The organism is Niabella yanshanensis, assembly GCF_034424215.1.
Classification (GTDB): domain Bacteria; phylum Bacteroidota; class Bacteroidia; order Chitinophagales; family Chitinophagaceae; genus Niabella; species Niabella yanshanensis.
In genome coordinates this window covers 4015577-4034557 of the sequence record NZ_CP139960.1, presented here as the reverse complement: position 1 = coordinate 4034557, position 18981 = coordinate 4015577, and the positions used below count along the sequence as shown (strand labels likewise).

The 18981-nt window shown below is 44.1% G+C and carries 14 protein-coding genes; 6 read left to right on the top strand and 8 right to left on the bottom strand.

What is annotated here, in order from left to right; translation table 11 throughout:
- Window positions 1-12 precede the first annotated feature (12 nt).
- A complete protein-coding gene (locus tag U0035_RS16720; RefSeq protein WP_114792341.1) occupies window positions 13-1947 on the bottom strand; it encodes a RagB/SusD family nutrient uptake outer membrane protein in 1935 nt (644 codons plus the stop codon).
- 12 nt (window positions 1948-1959) lie between these two features.
- Window positions 1960-5265: a SusC/RagA family TonB-linked outer membrane protein gene (locus tag U0035_RS16715; RefSeq protein WP_114792340.1), complete on the bottom strand. Its 3306-nt coding sequence runs from the start codon at window positions 5263-5265 to the stop codon at window positions 1960-1962.
- A gap of 769 nt (window positions 5266-6034) precedes the next feature.
- On the opposite strand from U0035_RS16715, the gene U0035_RS16710 reads away from it, so the two are divergent.
- Both U0035_RS16710 and U0035_RS16705 read left to right on the top strand, forming a co-directional pair.
- Window positions 6035-6631: a DUF2975 domain-containing protein gene (locus tag U0035_RS16710; RefSeq protein WP_114792339.1), complete on the top strand. Its 597-nt coding sequence runs from the start codon at window positions 6035-6037 to the stop codon at window positions 6629-6631.
- Window position 6632: 1 nt separating this feature from the next.
- Window positions 6633-6842 carry a helix-turn-helix domain-containing protein gene (locus U0035_RS16705; RefSeq protein ID WP_114792338.1) on the top strand — a complete coding sequence of 70 codons (210 nt, stop codon included), beginning with the start codon at window positions 6633-6635 and terminating at the stop codon, window positions 6840-6842.
- Window positions 6843-7080: 238 nt separating this feature from the next.
- Here the strand turns inward: U0035_RS16705 and U0035_RS16700 are convergent, their stop codons facing one another.
- A complete protein-coding gene (locus U0035_RS16700) occupies window positions 7081-8358 on the bottom strand; it encodes a PQQ-dependent sugar dehydrogenase (protein ID WP_114792337.1) in 1278 nt (425 codons plus the stop codon).
- A 137-nt stretch (window positions 8359-8495) separates the two neighbouring features.
- Entirely contained in the window at window positions 8496-9773 is a 1278-nt protein-coding gene (purD, locus tag U0035_RS16695) for a phosphoribosylamine--glycine ligase (protein WP_114792336.1), read from the bottom strand.
- A 157-nt stretch (window positions 9774-9930) separates the two neighbouring features.
- Between purD and U0035_RS16690 the strand changes: the two genes are divergently transcribed.
- Together U0035_RS16690 and U0035_RS16685 are read left to right on the top strand one after the other, a co-directional pair.
- Complete coding sequence (locus U0035_RS16690; RefSeq protein ID WP_114792335.1) at window positions 9931-11727, top strand: peptide MFS transporter; 1797 nt, start codon at window positions 9931-9933, stop codon at window positions 11725-11727.
- 62 nt (window positions 11728-11789) lie between these two features.
- Window positions 11790-13253, top strand: coding sequence for a peptide MFS transporter (locus tag U0035_RS16685; RefSeq protein ID WP_114792334.1), 1464 nt, complete (start codon window positions 11790-11792; stop codon window positions 13251-13253).
- Between the two features lie 177 nt (window positions 13254-13430).
- Here the strand turns inward: U0035_RS16685 and U0035_RS16680 are convergent, their stop codons facing one another.
- A complete protein-coding gene (locus U0035_RS16680) occupies window positions 13431-14345 on the bottom strand; it encodes a hydroxypyruvate isomerase family protein (RefSeq protein ID WP_114792333.1) in 915 nt (304 codons plus the stop codon).
- 98 nt (window positions 14346-14443) lie between these two features.
- Between U0035_RS16680 and U0035_RS16675 the strand changes: the two genes are divergently transcribed.
- Window positions 14444-15388 carry a formylglycine-generating enzyme family protein gene (locus U0035_RS16675; RefSeq protein ID WP_114792332.1) on the top strand — a complete coding sequence of 315 codons (945 nt, stop codon included), beginning with the start codon at window positions 14444-14446 and terminating at the stop codon, window positions 15386-15388.
- A gap of 97 nt (window positions 15389-15485) precedes the next feature.
- The gene (locus tag U0035_RS16670) at window positions 15486-16802 is read left to right on the top strand and encodes a Gfo/Idh/MocA family protein (RefSeq protein ID WP_114792331.1); all 1317 of its coding nucleotides are present in this window, start codon (window positions 15486-15488) and stop codon (window positions 16800-16802) included.
- 34 nt (window positions 16803-16836) lie between these two features.
- Here the strand turns inward: U0035_RS16670 and U0035_RS16665 are convergent, their stop codons facing one another.
- From U0035_RS16665 to U0035_RS16655, 3 genes are all read right to left on the bottom strand, one after another.
- On the bottom strand, window positions 16837-17064 hold the full coding sequence (locus U0035_RS16665; RefSeq protein WP_162817965.1) for a hypothetical protein: 228 nt from the start codon (window positions 17062-17064) through the stop codon (window positions 16837-16839).
- Between the two features lie 85 nt (window positions 17065-17149).
- On the bottom strand, window positions 17150-17962 hold the full coding sequence (locus tag U0035_RS16660; RefSeq protein ID WP_114792329.1) for a helix-turn-helix domain-containing protein: 813 nt from the start codon (window positions 17960-17962) through the stop codon (window positions 17150-17152).
- 75 nt (window positions 17963-18037) lie between these two features.
- Complete coding sequence (locus tag U0035_RS16655) at window positions 18038-18931, bottom strand: oxidoreductase (protein ID WP_114792328.1); 894 nt, start codon at window positions 18929-18931, stop codon at window positions 18038-18040.
- Window positions 18932-18981 lie beyond the last annotated feature (50 nt).

Here is an 18981-nt window from a genome sequence, read left to right as displayed (position 1 = left end):
CTTATTCTCAATCTATTCTCCGGTTGTATTTTCGTCCGCTACCGCGTCCTGCCATTGGGTCCATATTTCCACATTGGGATCATAACCGTTATAGCCGGGTGTCTGGCGTAATTTGGCATACAGGTTGGCATCTATGGCTCTCTGAGGAATAGGCCAGTAAATATTATGCGGGGCTATTACATAATTTCGCCCCCTAACTACTACTTTGTTTTTATTATAGTAATCATTGTAATGCTGAATACGCTGGTACCAGTAACTGTTATCAGATAGCGTATTTACATTGTAGGTATTGCCCCATTCATCTGCTTTACCGCTTAGCGCCAGGCTGTAAGATATACGGCTCAACTCCATATGGCGCCACTCTTCCATATATAGCTCCCTGGCACGCTCATTAACAATATCTCCCAGGGTTACGGTTGAGTAGAGCTGGCTGCACTGGGCCCTTGTCCTTACGGCATTTACATCGGCTGTAGCCTGTGCAATATTGCCTTTATAAAAGTTTGCTTCCGCCCTTAGCAGGTAGGTTTCTGCCAGACGATAGCAATACCAGTCGGCAGCTCCCCCATCATTACGGTTGGAACCCGGAGTTGCGAGAAATACCGGATCATCAATATATATTTTATAGTGCGGCCAGTCGAACCAGCTGCGAATCGTATCCGTGCATAAAATGGTATTACCGTTATACAATCTCAATTTCTGCCCAAAAAACGGATCTGCAGGATCATTATACTTGAGGGAATCCATACGTACCCAGTTGCCCACCGTACTGTTATGACGCAAATCGGTAACATCGTTCACCCCGTTCACGCTCCATAGACCGTACTGCGCAAAATGAGTAGGACGGATCATCCCTATTCCTCTTCCGAACGCACCGTTAATATCGTATAGCACCCTGTAATTGCTATTGGTCTTTGCATAAGACTGCAGCACTTTTCCACCAGGGGACTTTAATGCGGCCTGGTTCCACATCGGTCCCCAGTTACGCATAGATTTATATCTTATAGTAGCATCAGTACCTTCACGGTTAGGCATTACCAGGATGGCTTCTTTATTAGCTGCAATGGCTTTGTTTGCCGGCCGGTGCAGATCCCAGATCACATTGCGGGTAATGGGCCAGGCAGCCGGTGCAGGATTATCAAATGTTCCAAAAGTATTATTCATTAATGCATAACCAGAATGACTGATCAGTGTATCAGCCTGGGCAATAGCTTTATCCCACTGGCCGGTAGCCAGGTAACATTTCAGCAATAACTGACGACAGGCGCCTTTGTTGATCATGCCCACATAAGCCATTTGAGACTGGTCGGGTACCCATGCTACTGCTTTCTCCATATCAGCGGTGATCATTTCAAGAATAGCCTCCCGGCTGGTGGTTTTAAAATTCTGCTTGGGGGCTGTTAATATTTTAGTTACCAGCGGCACATCCTTAAACTGGAAACAAAGTGCCAGGTAACGGAAAGCCCTGTGAAAATAGGCACGTCCAAGGAACTCCTCTTTGACCTTCTGGTCCAGATTAGGTACATTATCAATAAAGCTGGTAATGGTATTGGCATATTTAATACCGTTGTAGGTTTCCGTCCAAAAAAAGGATATCATATTTACATCATTGTCATGTATACCATCCGTAGGAGTAAGACGGGTGGCTACATCAGCAAAAATGTTAGGATCATCGGATTTACCAGACACTGCAATATCAGATAACATATATTCGGTATTCATAGGCACCGATATATCTCTTGTTGACAAATGGCTCCAGTAAGTGCGCAGGTGACGGTCCAGCATATAAGTGGTAGCTTCTATACCGGCACGGTCAGTAAATGTGACATCGGGCTCATAAAACGAGAGCGGATCGGGTTTCAAAAAGTCCTTTTTGCAGGCTGGAAATAATGTAACACACAATATACCTATCAGAGCAAAAACCGGTTTATAAAAATGATTCGTTTTCATATTCTATTTCGTTTAAAAAGTTAGATTTAACCCCAGTGCAAATGTTCTTGGCGCCATTGCACCGGTTTCGATATCCCAGTAACGCCAGTTGCTATCTTTTTTCCATACCGCTACATTTCTTATGGCACCAAATACTCTCAATTTTTCAATATTTACCGACGAGGTTAATTTATTAGGTAATGTATAGCCAAGTGTTACATTCTCCAGCCGGGCAAACGAACGGCTAAACACTCTCTGTGGCGCATTCAATCCCTGGGGGCCTTTTGATTCTAATCGCGCCCAGAAATCACTCGGGTTATCAGGTGTCCAATACGGTTTTTCGTAGGTATTGGCAAGTCCCTGACTGATGGTGGAAGTACCATTATCCTGGTTCAGGTAAGCGCCGTGTGTACTTTTATGTCCCATGTAGGAATAAATATTAAAGGACAAATTGAAGTTCTTGTAGGTAAAATCGTTACGCAGGGACCACATAACCGGTGCCTGGGTTTGACCCAAAAACTGCTTATCATCATTGCTGTAAACCGGTGTGGTAGTTCCATCAGCTTTCTTTACGTCGTCTGCAGTATAGCTGTTCTCAACCTTAGGATCACCGGGACGCTGGCCATATTTTTTCGCTTCCTCTATTTCATTAACCTGCCATATACCCGTTACCTTATAATCCCAGATAGCACCAATGGGCTGACCAATGAACCACTTGTTGGTAATATCATCTACCTCTTTGCTGGATATGATGTTACCATTGGCGTCCAATACATCCTCGTACTGGTAGTACAGATGTTTGATCTTGTTTTTGTAATAGGAAAAGCCGAACGTGGTATTCCAGTTAAAATCTGGCCGAACGATATTGCGGGAATTAATGGATATTTCAATACCATTGTTCTGCACCTCACCTAAATTAGAAGTAATGCTGCTAAAACCAGAAAAATCAGGCAGGGACTGGTTCATGATCATGTCGGTGGTAGACATATTGAAGTAATCCAATGTAGTTGTAATGCGGTTATTAAGAAAACCAAGGTCCAGGCCTACATTGAAAGACGCTGTCTTCTCCCACTGCAGGTTTTTATTAGCCATGCGGGATATCCTGAGGTAATAGAATTGTATATAGTCTCCCGTGCCATTTATATATCCCTGTGTCCCGGTTCCCAGTGCAAGGTCAGCCAAAGCGATGTAAGGATTCTCTAATGACCTGTTCCCGTTTTGTCCATAAGACAACCGCAGCTTACCATTGCTTAATGCATCCCATTTAAAAAACTTTTCATTGGTAAAGGTCCAGGCTAAGGCAGCAGAAAGGAAAGTAGCGCGGGGATTGGAAGTACCGAAAGCCGAGTACCCATCGCGACGAACAGAACCTGTAAACATATACCTGTCATCATAGGAGTAGAACAACCGGCCCAGCATACCATCGGCGGTCTGACGTGCATCATAAGAGTCAAACTCACTCAATAGCTTGTCACCAGTAGACGTTTCATGAAAGCCTAAAGCGTCCGTAGGTGTTATATTACGAGCCCTTATATAATCCTCCCATAGTTCGCGTTCCTCTGCTTCCTGTACCAGTGTTACGTTTACGCGGTGTTTACCTGCGAAAGTATGCTCCCAGTTAATGGTATTATTGAGCGACCAGTCGAAACGCTTTTTATTTTCGCGGTCTACCCCTGCATTATTCGTAAGCGGGTTCCAGTCCGGGTGTTTTGAAGATGCAAAATAGCGCCTGTAAAACCACTGGTATCGTGGTGCCACATTAAACGAATAATTGATATTAAAAGGCAGTTTTACTTTTGCCGTGAAAATAGAGTTCAAAACAGTGAAGCCGCTTTCCAGGTCCTGGAACTGGCGGTTATAATCGTAATTGTATCCTCTTACAAGCCCCGTAAGTGTTGACCCCTGAGGGTGCACTACCAGGTTACCATTTTCATCTTTATACGAGGCAAATGGGCTGTTGAAGGTAATAGCATCGCCCCAGTTGGTGGCTATATTCCCGTCAGAGCGATCCTGGAAGTTAATGTTGGCGCCAATATTCAACCAGTTAGTTATTTTCCCATCCACTTTCAGGTTAGATCGAACAGCCCGGTAGTTATCACCCACAATTACCCCCTGGTTGGAAAGATACCCGGCTGACATATAGTAGTTGATCCTGTCGCTGGCCCCGGAAACGCTCAGGTTGTAGTCCTGGTTAATACCCTCTCTAAAACTATGGTCGTACCAGTCGAAAGTTCTGCCCGCAAGATAGTTGGTCAACACGGTGTGCCCGAGACCAATACGTTGTGCAAAAATCAGGTCATCAGAAGCACCGGCCTCGTTGGTTGAATAGGCCCTCCATTGATCTGCTGTTATCCCATATCTGGATAGCATATCCGCCGTAGGCTTTTCATAATATCCCGGCTTACCCAAAGATGGATCTCCGGCCATTTGATACGGCTCGTATTTACCGGTAGCAGTATTTAAACCATAAGTTCCGGCCGTATACCAATCCTCCCTGTATTTGATGTAGCCCTCAGGTCCCCAAACAGGCCGGTCTACACCCATTGTAGAAAGCGCCAGGTTAGAGGTAAAGTTAATTTTGGGCTTCCCCTGCTTTCCTTTTTTGGTAGTGATGATCAATACGCCGTTAGCTGACTGTGCGCCATATACAGCTGCAGCAGATGCATCTTTTAATACATCTATTTGCTCAATATCATCAGGGTTAATTTCCGACAATTCGCCATAAAAGATCATACCGTCTAAAACCAGCAACGGAGAGTTATGGTTGCCTGCAGTATATACTGAACGTTGTCCACGTATATTGATGGAACCGCCTCCCTTTGCAGACGCGTCTAATCCGATGGTCAGTCCGGGGGTTCCTCTTAAAATATCCTGAACCGTTCTAGGATTTTCATCCGCTATTTTATCGGGTTTGAGCTGAGTAATGGCACCGGTCAGATCTTTTTTTCGCATGGTGCCATATCCTACTACCACAACATTTTCAAGGTTACTTTCGAGTGCGGTTAAATTGATGTTTAACTCTTCTGCATCAGCTACAACTACCTCCTTTGTGGCATAACCAACAAATGTTATTTCGAGTGTTTGCCCCACCTGCGCGTCGATAGTAAACCTTCCGTCTGCATCGGTTAGCGTTGCATTGGAAGAACCTTTGACACTTACCGACGCGCCTGATAAGGGCTTGCCGTCGTTACTGCGAACGGTGCCCTTAATGGGCACCAGCTTAGCTATTGATTCTGCCACCACATCTGCCGCTCTCATTACAGACGGAAGCAAGAGTACACCAATCAATGATAAAACAATGATTCTTGCAATGGGTATTACCACATACTTATACTTCATAAACTTACTTTGGGTTTCTTACAATGTTTTTTCCTAAAAGTTTTTCGACTTTAAAGTCTTAGCCGGATTGAGTACAGCCGGCACGGATTGATTAATTGATGACTGATTTTATTGGACTCATTATTTTTTGTTTAGCGTATAAAAATTGGCTTGGTAGCCGACACGACGCAACGAGATTATTTAATAACTGTAATTACGATATGATACGAATTCGGCTTAAACGGCACTATGCAACTGCCTATTGATAGCAACCAGGCAGATTACAGCCAACCAATGCTCCTACTAATCCCGACTATCTTACATACTGAACTTCTTTACGCTGACAAGTATTCACCATTTTCGTTACCGCAATCGAATACCCCTTCCTGTTTTAGGGCCGGATTTGGGAGAACAAATTAGAAAAACAGTTGGTACGCTGAACAGCGGTAAAAAGTGGTCTTAAACTTGAACTACTTTTAATAACTCAAAATCAACACATTACATAGTACTCAACCTTCATTTTTGGAATGATTCGTCAAATAGTTGAATAGCGCCCGGGATCTGCAAACGATTGCAAAATGACAATCCGGTTGAAGAAAACTGGGTAATAGCTCAATAACAAGTTGCCTGGGAACCTGGTCATATGCATATGTGGCGGGATTTTAGGCCAGCCCACCAACATCATGAAAAACAAAATAAATTTACTGACTTACAATAAATATATATCGAAATAAATGAATTTATTCTATATTTGCTTAGACTACAATATATATAGTTAAAACCTGAACAAATGAAATCAGTCAATATAGCATCCAACGAAGTATCTCAGGGTTATTGGAAGCCTTCACCCAAAACAAAGATCATCCTAACCCTGCTCTATATTATTGCCTGGATCATATTTGTGGGTTTGAGTATAGAAGCAGCTAGCTTTATTACCAACGCAGTTTTCATACTGGTAAAACCTGAGGCAGTCCCTTATCTTTGGCAACAGGCCGACCTCAGGGATCTGTTACAATATGGACATGTTTTTTTCTTTACCCAGGTATTCATTATAGGAGTTGTATCAGCATTAAAAGCAATTTTATTTTACCTCATCATCAGCATACTGCATAATAAACAAGTCAAAATAGAACAACCTTTTACCAATATTGCCCAGCGTTTTATTTTAAGGATTGCCTCCCTGGCTCTTTTAATTGGTTTATTTTCCATCCTGGGTACAACCTGCGCCGACTGGTTGAGCGGGCAGGGCGTGAAAATGCCTGATCTGCAAGCCCTTTATTTAAGTGGCGCAGATGTGTGGATATTTATGAGCATTGCACTTTTTGTGGTTGCCTATGTTTTTAAAAAAGGTATTGAGCTTCAAACCGAGCAGGATTTAACCGTATAGCATGGCAATTATTATTAACCTGGACGTAATGATGGCAAAACGGAAAATGTCGCTGAATGAACTCAGCGAAAGAGTAGGCATTACTTTATCCAATCTCTCTATCCTTAAAAACGGGAGAGCTAAAGCGGTACGCATTGAAACCCTGAATGCTATTTGCAAAGCGCTGGATTGTCAACCGGGGGATATTCTGGAATATAGGGAAGGGGAATAGGATATAGCTAGTTGCGAGTAGGAAGATCGATTTTCAATAATCGATATTCAAGTATGCTCTGCGCCTCCATTCCCTCTGCTGTCTTTGCGTGAAACAAAAACGCAAGTGGGGGATAGCTAGTGGCAAGTAGGATTTGAAATATGCAATATCCAATATTCAGGTATGCTCTACGCCTCCATGTCTCTGCACACTCCAGGGATAATAGCAGGTACACTACACGGTCAGCTATAACTATCAACTACTTCGCACTCACCTTCCAGATAATGCCTGCTGTATCATCATTCACCAGTAAAGAGCCATCTGTAGCTACAGCTACACCTACCGGCCGCCCATATACTTCACTCCTTTCGTCACTGGCAATAAAGCCGGTCAAAAAGTCAACAGCAGGCTTAGGTTTGCCTTTTTCAAATGGTATAAATACGACCTTGTAACCAGAAAGTTTAGAACGGTTCCACGAACCATGCTGACCTACAAATGCCCCGTTTTTATATTTCGAGGGGAACTTGCCCGCCTTATAGAACACCAGGCCTAATGAGGCGGTGTGCGGCCCAAGGGGCACATCAGGAACAATAGATTTTTTTACCAGGTCATCATGCGGATCATTTGCCCAACGCGGATCCTTCACCTTTCCATAATAGCTGAAGGGCCAGCCATACCAACCACCCCTTTTCACACTGGTCGCATAGTCCGGTACAATTTCATCGCCCAGTCCATCCCGTTCGTTCACAGCCGTCCAAAGTTCGCCGGTAACGGGGTTCCAGTCCAAACCCACAGGATTACGCAGACCACTGGCATATATCTTCAGATCGATCCCATCAGGGTTAGCTTCATATACCAACGCACGTCCTTTTTCAGCCTCCATTCCATGTTCGCCCACATTGCTGGCAGAGCCGACGGTAATATAGATTTTATCGCCTTTCTTATTGGTGATAATATTTCTCGTCCAGTGATTATTATACCCTCCTGCATAAAGTGATACAATTTTTTCCCCCGCACCTTCCAGTTTAATGTCTCCGGTTTTATACGGATAACGGTATACCCCGTCAGTATTGGCAATATAGAAATAGTCGCCCAGTACCAGCATCCCGAAATTGCGGTTAAGGTTATTGATGAAGACATAACGTTCATCTATCTTGCCATCTTTATCAGTATCTCTCAGCAAGGTAATCTGATTGGCGCTTTTGCGGGTACCCGCCTCGGCTACGAAATAATCGCCATTAGGCGCAACGTAGGTCCAGCGGGGGTTTTCGAGGTTATCAGCAAACCGGGTAACTTCAAATCCTTTGGGCGCTTTAGGGGTTACTCCCTCCGGCCAGTTGATGGTTTTGCTGTTCTTATTAGCAGACTCGGTTTTAAAAGGGGGCTGTAAAACCAGCGGCCCCACCGTAGTTTTCACAGTTATCGGTGCCTGGGCGGCTAGTTTCTTTTTAGTTTCGTTATCAATTTTAGCCTGCGAGTGAGCATTTAAGGCAATAGTACCGGATACTAATATAAGCACTGCATTTTTAAGTTGCATAGAATCTGCTATTTTAAAGAGTTAAGGATGACCTGTGTACAACACTACAAGTCCGAAGGACTCCTTTGGAAAGTGCGACGCCTGTACCTAACGGGCACGCAAGATTGATGCCATGTATTAACTGAGATACCAAACAATTACTCAAATTCGTACCCGATATCGCCACGGTAGTACATATCATCGAACCTGATATGCGACAACACTTGTCTTGACTGTGCTACAGCTTCTGAAGTATTAGCCCCGAATGAAGTAGCACAAAGTACACGTCCGCCATTGGTAACAATCTGCCCATCTTTTTCTTTGGTTCCTGCCTGGAAAACAATTGTTTCAGCAGGCACGTCGCTCAATCCCTCTATTTTATATCCCTTTTCAAAGCTGCCGGGATAACCACCGCTCACCGCTACAACCGTTACCGCGGTACGCGGATCTGTTTCAATGTGGATACCGGCCAGCCGGTGTTCAGCTGCTGCCAGGCAAAGATTGGCCAGGTCATTTTTTAAGCGGGGCATTACGACCTCGGTTTCCGGATCGCCCATCCTGCAGTTGTACTCAATTACAAAAGGCTCGTTATTTACTTTGATCAAACCAATAAACACGAAGCCTGTATAATCGATACCTTCTTTATCAAGGCCTTTTACGGTTGGCTCAATTATTTGAGTGGCCACTTTCTGCATGAAATCACCGGTTGCAAAAGGCACGGGGCTTACAGCGCCCATTCCGCCGGTGTTCAAACCGGTATCTTTTTCCCCGATGCGTTTATAATCCTTAGCCTCAGGCAATAGGACATAATCCTTACCATCGGTCAAAATAAATATACTCATCTCTATGCCGTCCAGGAACTGTTCTACCACCACTGTTTTGCTGGCGTCCCCGAATTTGGCCTGCACTAGCATGGCTTCGAACTCTATGATCGCTTCCGCATGCGTGGCACAAATAACCACACCTTTACCCGCGGCTAATCCATCCGCTTTTAATACAATAGGTAAAGAATGTTGCTGCAGGTAATTGACGCCTTCTTCAAACTGTTCGGCAGTAAACTCCCTGTAAGCTGCCGTGGGAATATGATGACGTTGCATAAACGCCTTCGCAAAAGCCTTGCTTCCTTCCAGCTGCGCGCCCAACTGTGATGGCCCGATAAAATGAATATGCCGGAGCGCCTCCTGCTGAAAATGATCCCAGGCGCCCTTTACCAGCGGTTCTTCCGGCCCCGCAATGACCATTTCAATGGTATTGTCGAGGCAAAACCGGCCCAGGCCTTCAAAGTCGGTAATGGCTATATTGATATTGGTGCCGCATTGTGCGGTGCCGGGATTACCGGGAGCAATAAACAACTCATGCCTGCCGTTGCCTCTTTCCTTAATGTTCCAGGCCAGCGCATGTTCCCTGCCGCCGCCGCCCAATATCAATATTTTCATTTTTCACTATTTTTAAAGGTCGTGAAGGTAATAAATCTCTTATGAAGCCCGTGATAATGAATCGGGTATTTTTAGGGGGCTGACCGCTCATAACAGTTTTGTATCCACATTCAACTAAATCACTATATTTACCCATCTTGTATAAAATTCAATTCGTATGTCAGCAACCGAAAATGACTTTTTTAAAAGCCGCGTATTGGGCCACCCTTCGGGATTATTTGTTTTATTTTTTACAGAAATGTGGGAACGCTTCTCCTACTATGGTATGAGAGCGCTGCTGGTTCTTTTTCTAACGTCTTCTTTAATCGGAGATAACCCAGGCTGGGGTTGGCCAAGAGAGCATGCCCTCGCCTTATACGGATCTTACACAGCGATGGCTTACCTCACTCCCATTTTAGGCGGATATTTTGCTGATCGCATTTTAGGCTATCGATGGGCTGTAGTAGTTGGAGCAACGTTGATGACACTGGGGCACGCATCTATGGCTATAGAAGTCAACCCTTTTTTCTTATATCTGGGTCTTATATTGTTAGTGCTCGGAAATGGGTTTTTCAAACCTAATATGACGTCCATTCTTTCTGAAATGTACAAATTGCACCCCGAAAAAAAAGACGGCGCTTATACTATCTTTTATATGGGTGTGAATTCCGGCGCTTTCCTGGGAATGCTTTTATGCGGTTACCTGGGAGAAAAAGTTGGCTGGAGCTGGGGCTTCGGATTGGCCGGTATTTTCATGCTCGTGGGTATGTTACAGTTTTATTTCACCCAGGGAATTTTTGGTAAAATTGGGCTTAAACCCAAAACAAACGAACAGTTAAACGAGGTGGCAGAAAGCACCGAAGGAGCGGTTTTAGAAGGCAAAACAACTGTGGAAAATATTGACCATTCCCCAAAAAACCCTTTTTCTACTTTCGATCTGATCATTATCAGTATTGTATCCGTTATCGGATTGGTTTGGGTAATTAATGACCCCGTTTCTAAAATCACCTCCTTCAATCTTTTCAATTTTGCCGTAGGTAGCCTTGATGGCAGCAATTTTGTTATTCTGATAGCCTTGGCACTATTTCTTTTTATTCTTGTAAAAAGGATTACGCAATACGCGCCCGTATTACGGGACCGTATGATCGCCATTGTTGTGCTTGCCTTTATCACAGTATTTTTTTGGGCGTCGTTTGAACAAGCCGGCGGATCAATGACCATCTTTGCAAAAGACTACACAGACAGAATTCTGGAGGGAACGGGGAAAGTGATTTTTAATGTGGTCAACACATTAATCACCATTATTCCCATGCTGATCATATCATTTGTTTTAGCAAAATTATTTGGACAAACTTTCAAAAAATACAGTGTAGGCAATCTTGTATTGGCCTTTGGCTTTCTGCTCATCTGGGGATTGGTTATATATATGCTTAGTCAGCAGTATGCAGAAGAAAAATCAGAGATACCTGCTACCTGGTTTGGTATTCTGAATTCGCTTTTCATCATTAGCCTCGCTCCTTTAGTATCCAAAATATGGGAAAGTAAATTGAATCCCCCGGCTACTGTAAAAAATGGTATCGGCATGATATTGCTGGGTATTGGGTTTGCAGCTTTGGCTATCGGGGCATCCTCCATCCCGCAGGGTGCAAAGGTTGCGCAGGTTAGCTTAATCTGGTTAGTTCTGGCTTATTTGTTTCATACATTGGGAGAACTTTTTATATCCCCTGTAGGATTATCTTATGTAAGTAAACTGGTGCCCGGCAGAATGATAGGTATGATGTTCGGCATTTGGTACCTGGCTATTGCTATCGGTAACAAACTGGCAGGAAGCATTGGTGGCGAAATTGATAAGATTACAGCTAAATACGACATGCAGACCTTCTTTCTAATATTCACACTCATCCCTATGGCGCTGGGTGTTTTCATAATCCTGCTTACTCCGGTAATCAGAAAACTTATGCATGGTATCAGATAATTTATTTTAATTTTATTGAGCAAAGTCCTAAACAAGTTTTGGGACTTTTTTAATTGAACTATATGACTGAACGAACAATTGGCAAACAGCCCCGCCAACTATATCTACTGTTTTTTGCAGAAATGTGGGAACGTTTTTCTTTTTATGGAATGAAAGCGCTCCTTATCGCCTACATGGTTACCGAATTAAAATTTGATGAACCTAAGTCTTACGGAATATTAGGCGCTTACTCGGCGCTGGTTTATACCATGCCCATGCTGGGCGGTATGCTGGCAGATCGCTTTTTGGGATACCGGAGAGCAGTGATATACGGAGGTATTTTAATGACCATCGGGCACCTGGTACTGGCCCTCCCCCAGGAATGGAGCTTTTTCTACGGCATGGCTTTCATCATTTGTGGTAATGGTTTTTTCAAACCCAATATTTCGAGTCTCGTAGGTACTTTATATGAAGAAAATGATCCCCGGCGCGATAGTGGCTTCTCCCTTTTCTATATGGGCATTAACATTGGTGCAGCCCTGGGAGGTTTATTATGCGGCTACGTAGGCCAGAGAATCAACTGGCACTATGGCTTTGGACTCGCAGGTATTTTTATGGTTTTAGGACTCATTGTTTTTGCGATAGGTCAAAAGTCTTTAGGTCACCGGGGCCTTCCCCCCAACCTAACAGCTCTTAAAAAAAGAACTGCAGGTATTACCAATGAACAGCTTATTTATGTTGCGTCATTATTGATCATTCCGGTAGTGGTAGCACTTTTTAACCGCCATGAGATCATGGATTATTTTATGGCGGTACTGGGCGCTGTTGCTATTACCTATGTACTATGGGAAGCATTTCGTATGGAAGCTGCGGCGCGAAACAAGTTGATTGCGGCATTGTTTATGATCGTATTCTCCATTCTTTTCTGGGCCTTTTACGAGCAAAATGCCGGGTCGCTTAACCTGTTTGCCATGCGCAATGTAGATATGCACGTGATGGGTACCGAACTACCTGCATTGTCAGTAAACAATTTCCTTCCTCCGGGCTGGGTTGTTATAATGAGCTTTTTCTTTGCATGGCTATGGACCTGGTTAGCCAAGCGAAAAATGGAGCCTGCTACGCCGGTAAAATTCGGATTTGCCTTTGTTTTGATGGCAATAGGATTTTTAGTTTTCTACCTGGCCTGCCTGAATGCAGAAAGCGGGCTGATCAGCTTGTTTGCTTTTGCTATGGGCTACATGTTTATCATTGCGGGCGAGCTCTGCCTGTCTCCTATTGGTCTGTCTATGGTTACCAAATTATCACCCGTAAGAATGGTAGCTGTAATGATGGGAATCTGGTTTTTTGCCAGCGCCGGAGGTGAGTTCCTGGCAGGTAAGATCGGTAAAATGATGAGCGTACCGGAAGCCGTACAAAACAACGCCGTAGCCTCTCTCCCTTATTATGCTACTATCTTAAAAGAGATCGCCATAGCTTCTGCCATAGCCGGCGCTTTGATATTACTATTATCGCCATTAGTAAAAAAATGGATGGGGGAGGTGAAATAGGGTGGTTGACTGGTTGATTTGTTGATACTGACGACAACTTTTATCACTATAAATAGTAATCAGATTAGAAGCAATTGAAATAATGAAGAATCCGATTAACCAATTGAATAGGCTCACAAAGGCCTTCCTTGTCAACTATTCAACCAGTTAACCAGTCAACTTTTCATCAACTTTCCACTATACAAAACTATCCACTTCCCTGTAGGCCTGCACCAATCTGTCTTCTCCCTCTTTGCCGGATTTAGACATCCCGTGCTCCATCCCTACCACACCCCTGTAGCCTTTTTCGTACAGGAACTTAAATACATTTTTATAGTTAACCTCACCGGTGGTAGGCTCTTTACGCCCCGGATTATCCCCCACCTGTATGTAAGGAATTTCATCCCAGCAGAGCTCCAGGTTTTTAATCAGGTTGCCTTCATTTTTTTGCAGGTGGTACGCATCGTATAATATTTTACAACTGGGACTATCTACAGCCTTGCATATTTCATAGGTTTGGGTAGAATATCTCAGAAAAAGATCCGGTGTATCGCTCAAAGGCTCCAACACCATCACAATACCATGCGGCTCAAATATTTCGGCGCCGCGGCGTAAAGCTTCAATCACATTGGCAGTTTGTATAGACAATGGTAGATTTTTTTCAAAATCGCCGGGCACCACCGTCACCCATTTGGCATTACAGCGTTTGGCCACTTCGACCGATTTACGGCAACCATCCAGGAAAATATCTACATGCTCCTTCTTTTTAGCTGCCAGGGTATTAGCACCATTGCCTCCCTTCGGTACCACGAAGACCCCCATACGCATACCCAGCTTAGCCAGTGTTTCGCCAATTTTTGTTTGTTGCTCGGTCGGTCGCCCCGTCATTCCATTATCCTCAATAGACCTGAAACCCAGGTCGTGCATATATTTGATCTGGTCAATAAAATCTCTTCCTCCGCTGGCAGCAAACATTCCGTCATGAGGTGCGTAATCCAAATGAAAGGGTTGCCCTTTTGAAATATTGGTTGTAGTCTGGCTAAAGGCAGCCGTAGCTGCTGCAAAAGAACCTGTGGTAAGTAGTGTGTTTTTTAGAAAGGACCTTCTTTGCATCGTTATTTTTTTTTGTGAAAAATAGTAAAACTTCACTAATCAGCCTAAACAACCGTTTGCGCAAAATAGCTTTCATTGAATTTCTATATCTTTAGGCCATGCAGAAAATTGTATTGATTGCTGTTTGCACTGCCGTAGCAGCTTCCCTTAATGCTCAAAATCCATCGTTCGAAAAATATAAACAAGCTATTCCCGGTAGCCCGGTGAAATTTGAAATGATACCCATTAAAGCCGGTAGTTTCAAAATGGGTAGTAACGCCTCTAAGCAGGCCGATGAACAACCGGAACACGATGTAACCCTGAGCGCTTTCTGGATGGGCGCTAAGGAAGTTACCCATGACGAATTTGCACTTTATCTTAACGATGAAACTTACGCAGAAAATAGCGATGTAGATGCTATCACGCGACCATCACGCCCGTATATTGAAATGACATTGGGCATGGGAAAAGAAGGTGGTTTTCCTGCTAACAGTATGAAGCAGCATGGCGCTATCATGTATTGTAAATGGCTGTACGAAAAAACAGGCATTTTTTACCGGCTGCCAACGGAAGCAGAATGGGAATATGCCTGCCGTGCCGGCTCTACGACCATTTACCCTTTTGGTAACGATAGCAGTCAGCTAAAAGACTATGCCTGGTATGCGGCTAATAGCGGCGACCGGTATCAAAAAACCGGACTGAAAAAACCTAATGCATGGGGACTCTACGATATGCTGGGCAATGTGCAGGAATGGGTGCTGGATCAGTATAGTGCAGATGCCTATGCTAAATCGGGGAAAAATGCAACAGATCCGGTTCATACGCCTACCAGTAAGCATCCTTTGGTAGTACGAGGGGGTGATTATAACGACCCCGCCAGTTCTCTTACGAGCGCTAACCGTGAGCCATCTGACCTGGTATGGAACCGTCGCGACCCGCAGATACCTAAAAGTAAGTGGTGGAATGCCGACGCACCTTTTGTGGGATTCAGACTGGTACGGCCTGTGAAGCAGCCAACGAAGGAAGAAGCTGAAAAATTCTTTGAGACTTATTTGAGTTTATGAGTGATCAATAATAAGTAATGAGAATATAAATCAAGAGCCCCCTCCTACGGTTTAAACATACCAATTACCTTAAATACAAATATCAAAACAACCAACAATGGACAATAAAACAACGCGCAGAAAATTTGTACAGCAAACATCCCTCGTTACCGGAGGATTGATGGCTGCACCATTTTTAAGTAATGCCAATTTCTTTTCAGGTTCCGCCGGCACCATAAAAGTGGCGCTTATCGGTTGCGGCGGGCGTGGCACCGGTGCGGCGATACAGGCTTTAAGCACTAAGCAAAATGTACAGCTGGTAGCGATGGCCGATGCCTTCAAAGACCGCCTTGACAGCTGCTATAAATCAATTACCGGTAACCTTGCCGAATCGGGTATCGATAAAAGCCGGGTGGATGTTCCGGAAGAAAGAAAATTTGTTGGTTTTGATGCGTACGAAAAAGCGATTCCTTTGGCTGATGTAGTGATTCTCACCAGTACTCCGGGATTTCGACCTATTCATTTTGAGGCGGCCGTAAAGCAGAATAAACATGTTTTCATGGAAAAGCCGGTGGCTACCGATCCTGCGGGAATTAAAAAAGTGTTGGATATTGCGGAGATCGCTAAGCAAAAAAAGCTGAATGTGGTAGTAGGCCTGCAAAGAAGATATCAAAACTCCTACCGTGAATTGTATAAGAGGAAAGATCTTATTGGGGATATCACTTCTGCACAGGCCTGGTGGAACAATGATGGCGTGTGGGTGAAAGAAAGGCAGCCTGGCCAAACCGAAATGGAATACCAGATGCGTAACTGGTATTATTTTAACTGGTTGTGCGGCGACCACATCGTAGAGCAGCATGTACACAATATTGATGTGATAAACTGGTTTAAAGGGGGATACCCGGTAAAAGCCCAGGGTCTAGGAGGCCGCCAGGTACGCACCGATAAAAAGTATGGGGAGATCTATGACCACCACTTTGTAGAATTTCATTATGCTGATGGCAGCATTATGAACAGCCAGTGCCGCCACATACCCAGAACTATGAGTAAAGTGGATGAACTGATCATTGGCACTAAAGGAAAAATTTATGGAGATGCCGCTGTTATTAAAGATAATAAGGGCAACACCCTGTTTGCATTTGATAAAAAAGGCGAAAACAACCCCTACCAGGCCGAGCATGACGAACTGTTTGCAGCTATTGCTAAAGGCGAATATAAATTTGCCGATGCAGAGCATGGAGCTAAAAGTACGTTGACGGGCATTATCGGCCGTATGGCTACTTACAGCGGGCAGGTGATCGATTTTGAAAAAGCATTGAACAGCGGCATTAGTTTAATGCCCCAGGAGTACAGCTTTAGCGCTACACCACCTATTGTACCTGATGCCGATGGCAATTACCCTATAGCCACGCCAGGCAAGACAAAATACTTCTAGTAGTTAACTTATTAGATATTTAAAACCTCCGTTATTATTGTAGCGGAGGTTTTTTGTTTAGAAAATTCCGGTAACTATGTTCGCGAACAGCTTCCTCATTCTTTCCCTGATCCAATTTAATCTTTTCGAATATTGCAGCCACATGAGCTTCTTCCAATTTTTCATGATGGTTCAGCTTTTGCACTTTTAATACAGTAGTCCTTCCGTCTTCTGAAGGAGCAAAAACAGGAAGAAACCGGGCACCATAAAATTTCGCTGCCATACTTTTGAATTCGAAAGTAAATCTAATCATTTTTGCTGCCTACCGATAAAAAGCAACAGGCGGCAGATAACGCTGCCTGCTGCCCCTAATTACCTGCCGCCTTTTTGGGGGAATATCCATACTCTTTCTTAAAAGCATGCGAAAAATGTGCAAGGTCTTCAAAACCCAGATCCAGGTATATATCAGAAGCTGTTTTACCCTCTTCAGCAATCAGATAGTGTGCGCGTTGCAGCCGCCTTTTTTGCAACCATTGCCTTGGCGGTGTATTAAAAATTTTTCCAAAATCTCTCTTAAATGTGGCCAGGCTCCTGCCGGTTAAATAAGCAAATCGCTCCAGCTTCACGTTAAACTGGTAACTACGGTTCATAAATGCTTCGAGGTTTATTTTATGCGGATCGGTAAATTCAAACAACAATTCCTTTAACTCAGGATGTAATTGCAGCAGCAGCAAAATGGCTTCATGAATTTTCACTTTTACCAGGGAGGGGTTGTCCAGGTAACCTGCTTCCTGGTATTGAATCACCGAATTCATATAAGTATCCGTTGATTTATTTTTCCCCAGGTCGATAATACCTGGTTGCGGCATTTTGCTGCCGGCCTGTATACCATATACCAGGCTAAATTCTTTTAACACATCCTGGCTGAGATAGATACTAATTGATTGAAAACTGGCATTGGCCGGTGGGTGCTTAATAAATTTCAGCAACTGGTTCCTTCTTATAAATCTCAAACGCCCCTGTTGCGATGGATACTCCCTGGCGCCATCATTCAGTATTAACGAGCCCGCTGTAACAAAACTCAAAGTATGCTCCGGCACAAAGTGTTCGCCATCCCTGCTGATTTGGTGATAGCAGGAGTAAAAGATGCCGGGGCGTACCTGATGATCTTCTTCTTTCATTATAAATATTAGCCAAGATAGTTATTAAACCCTTCTAAAAATACAAGGCTGAACAATGGCTATGTAACGCCATGTTTAAACCTCAATACCTTTAAGCGCCAGGTAATCCTTCCCGGCTGCAGTTTCATAAAACTTTGCCGAATCATCATGATCCGTCGACAAAGAAACCGGCAACCACTGCTCCATTTCGGCTTTCCTTAATGCATCTGCTTTTTGCAAAATGGCTGCGGCCTCACTACCTAACACCAGGTGCACAGGTGGACTTGGATGATTTGCGAGGTCAATAATGACTTTCGCTGCCTTTGCAGGATCGCCTAAGGGAACAAATTTACCTGAGCTTAAGAAATCCCTGGAAGCATCCACTGTTGCCTCATAGCCTTCTACATGCGGGGCAAATGACATGGATGCGCCTGCCCAATCTGTTCTAAAGCCACCCGGCTCCACCGATGTTACCTGTATACCCAGGTGAGCTACTTCTTTACTTAACGACTCCGAAAAGCCGGCAAGTCCGAATTTAGCCGCCTGGTACAGGCTCAATCCGGCGTTACCTACCCTGCCACCAATTGAGCTTATTTGCAATACCCGTCCCGACCGTTGTTGCCTCATATAGGGTAATACAACACGCGTAATTTGAATAGGCGCTACCAGGTTTACATCCAGCTGACTGCTCACCTGCTCGTCTGTGAATGCCTCCGTTGCACCGGTAATCCCAAACCCGGCATTATTTACCAATACATCAATTCTACCAAAGTGCGCTATCGCTTTGTTTACAGACGATCGTATCTGCGCTTTATCGGTTACATCTAAAGATAAGGTCAATGCCTGATTGGGATATTGATCCGCTAATACCAGCAGATCCTGTTTGTTTCTCGCAGTGGCTACTACTTTATCGCCACTTTTTAAAACAGCTTCCGTTATACTCCTGCCCAGTCCCCTGGAGCTTCCTGTAATAAACCATACTTTTTCCATATTGAATGAATTTGTTTCCACAAAGCTCCGGAAGGTTTATTAAAACTATT

Coding starts and splice junctions, on each gene's coding strand:
- U0035_RS16655 (WP_114792328.1), bottom strand. CDS start 18,931: ATGGAAAAAGTATGGTTTATTACAGGAAGCTCCAGGGGACTGGGCAGG.
- U0035_RS16690 (WP_114792335.1), top strand. CDS start 9,931: ATGTCAGCAACCGAAAATGACTTTTTTAAAAGCCGCGTATTGGGCCAC.
- U0035_RS16715 (WP_114792340.1), bottom strand. CDS start 5,265: ATGAAGTATAAGTATGTGGTAATACCCATTGCAAGAATCATTGTTTTA.
- U0035_RS16700 (WP_114792337.1), bottom strand. CDS start 8,358: ATGCAACTTAAAAATGCAGTGCTTATATTAGTATCCGGTACTATTGCC.
- U0035_RS16665 (WP_162817965.1), bottom strand. CDS start 17,064: ATGGCAGCGAAATTTTATGGTGCCCGGTTTCTTCCTGTTTTTGCTCCT.
- U0035_RS16660 (WP_114792329.1), bottom strand. CDS start 17,962: ATGAAAGAAGAAGATCATCAGGTACGCCCCGGCATCTTTTACTCCTGC.
- U0035_RS16675 (WP_114792332.1), top strand. CDS start 14,444: ATGCAGAAAATTGTATTGATTGCTGTTTGCACTGCCGTAGCAGCTTCC.
- U0035_RS16710 (WP_114792339.1), top strand. CDS start 6,035: ATGAAATCAGTCAATATAGCATCCAACGAAGTATCTCAGGGTTATTGG.
- U0035_RS16685 (WP_114792334.1), top strand. CDS start 11,790: ATGACTGAACGAACAATTGGCAAACAGCCCCGCCAACTATATCTACTG.
- U0035_RS16670 (WP_114792331.1), top strand. CDS start 15,486: ATGGACAATAAAACAACGCGCAGAAAATTTGTACAGCAAACATCCCTC.
- purD (WP_114792336.1), bottom strand. CDS start 9,773: ATGAAAATATTGATATTGGGCGGCGGCGGCAGGGAACATGCGCTGGCC.
- U0035_RS16705 (WP_114792338.1), top strand. CDS start 6,633: ATGGCAATTATTATTAACCTGGACGTAATGATGGCAAAACGGAAAATG.
- U0035_RS16680 (WP_114792333.1), bottom strand. CDS start 14,345: ATGCAAAGAAGGTCCTTTCTAAAAAACACACTACTTACCACAGGTTCT.
- U0035_RS16720 (WP_114792341.1), bottom strand. CDS start 1,947: ATGAAAACGAATCATTTTTATAAACCGGTTTTTGCTCTGATAGGTATA.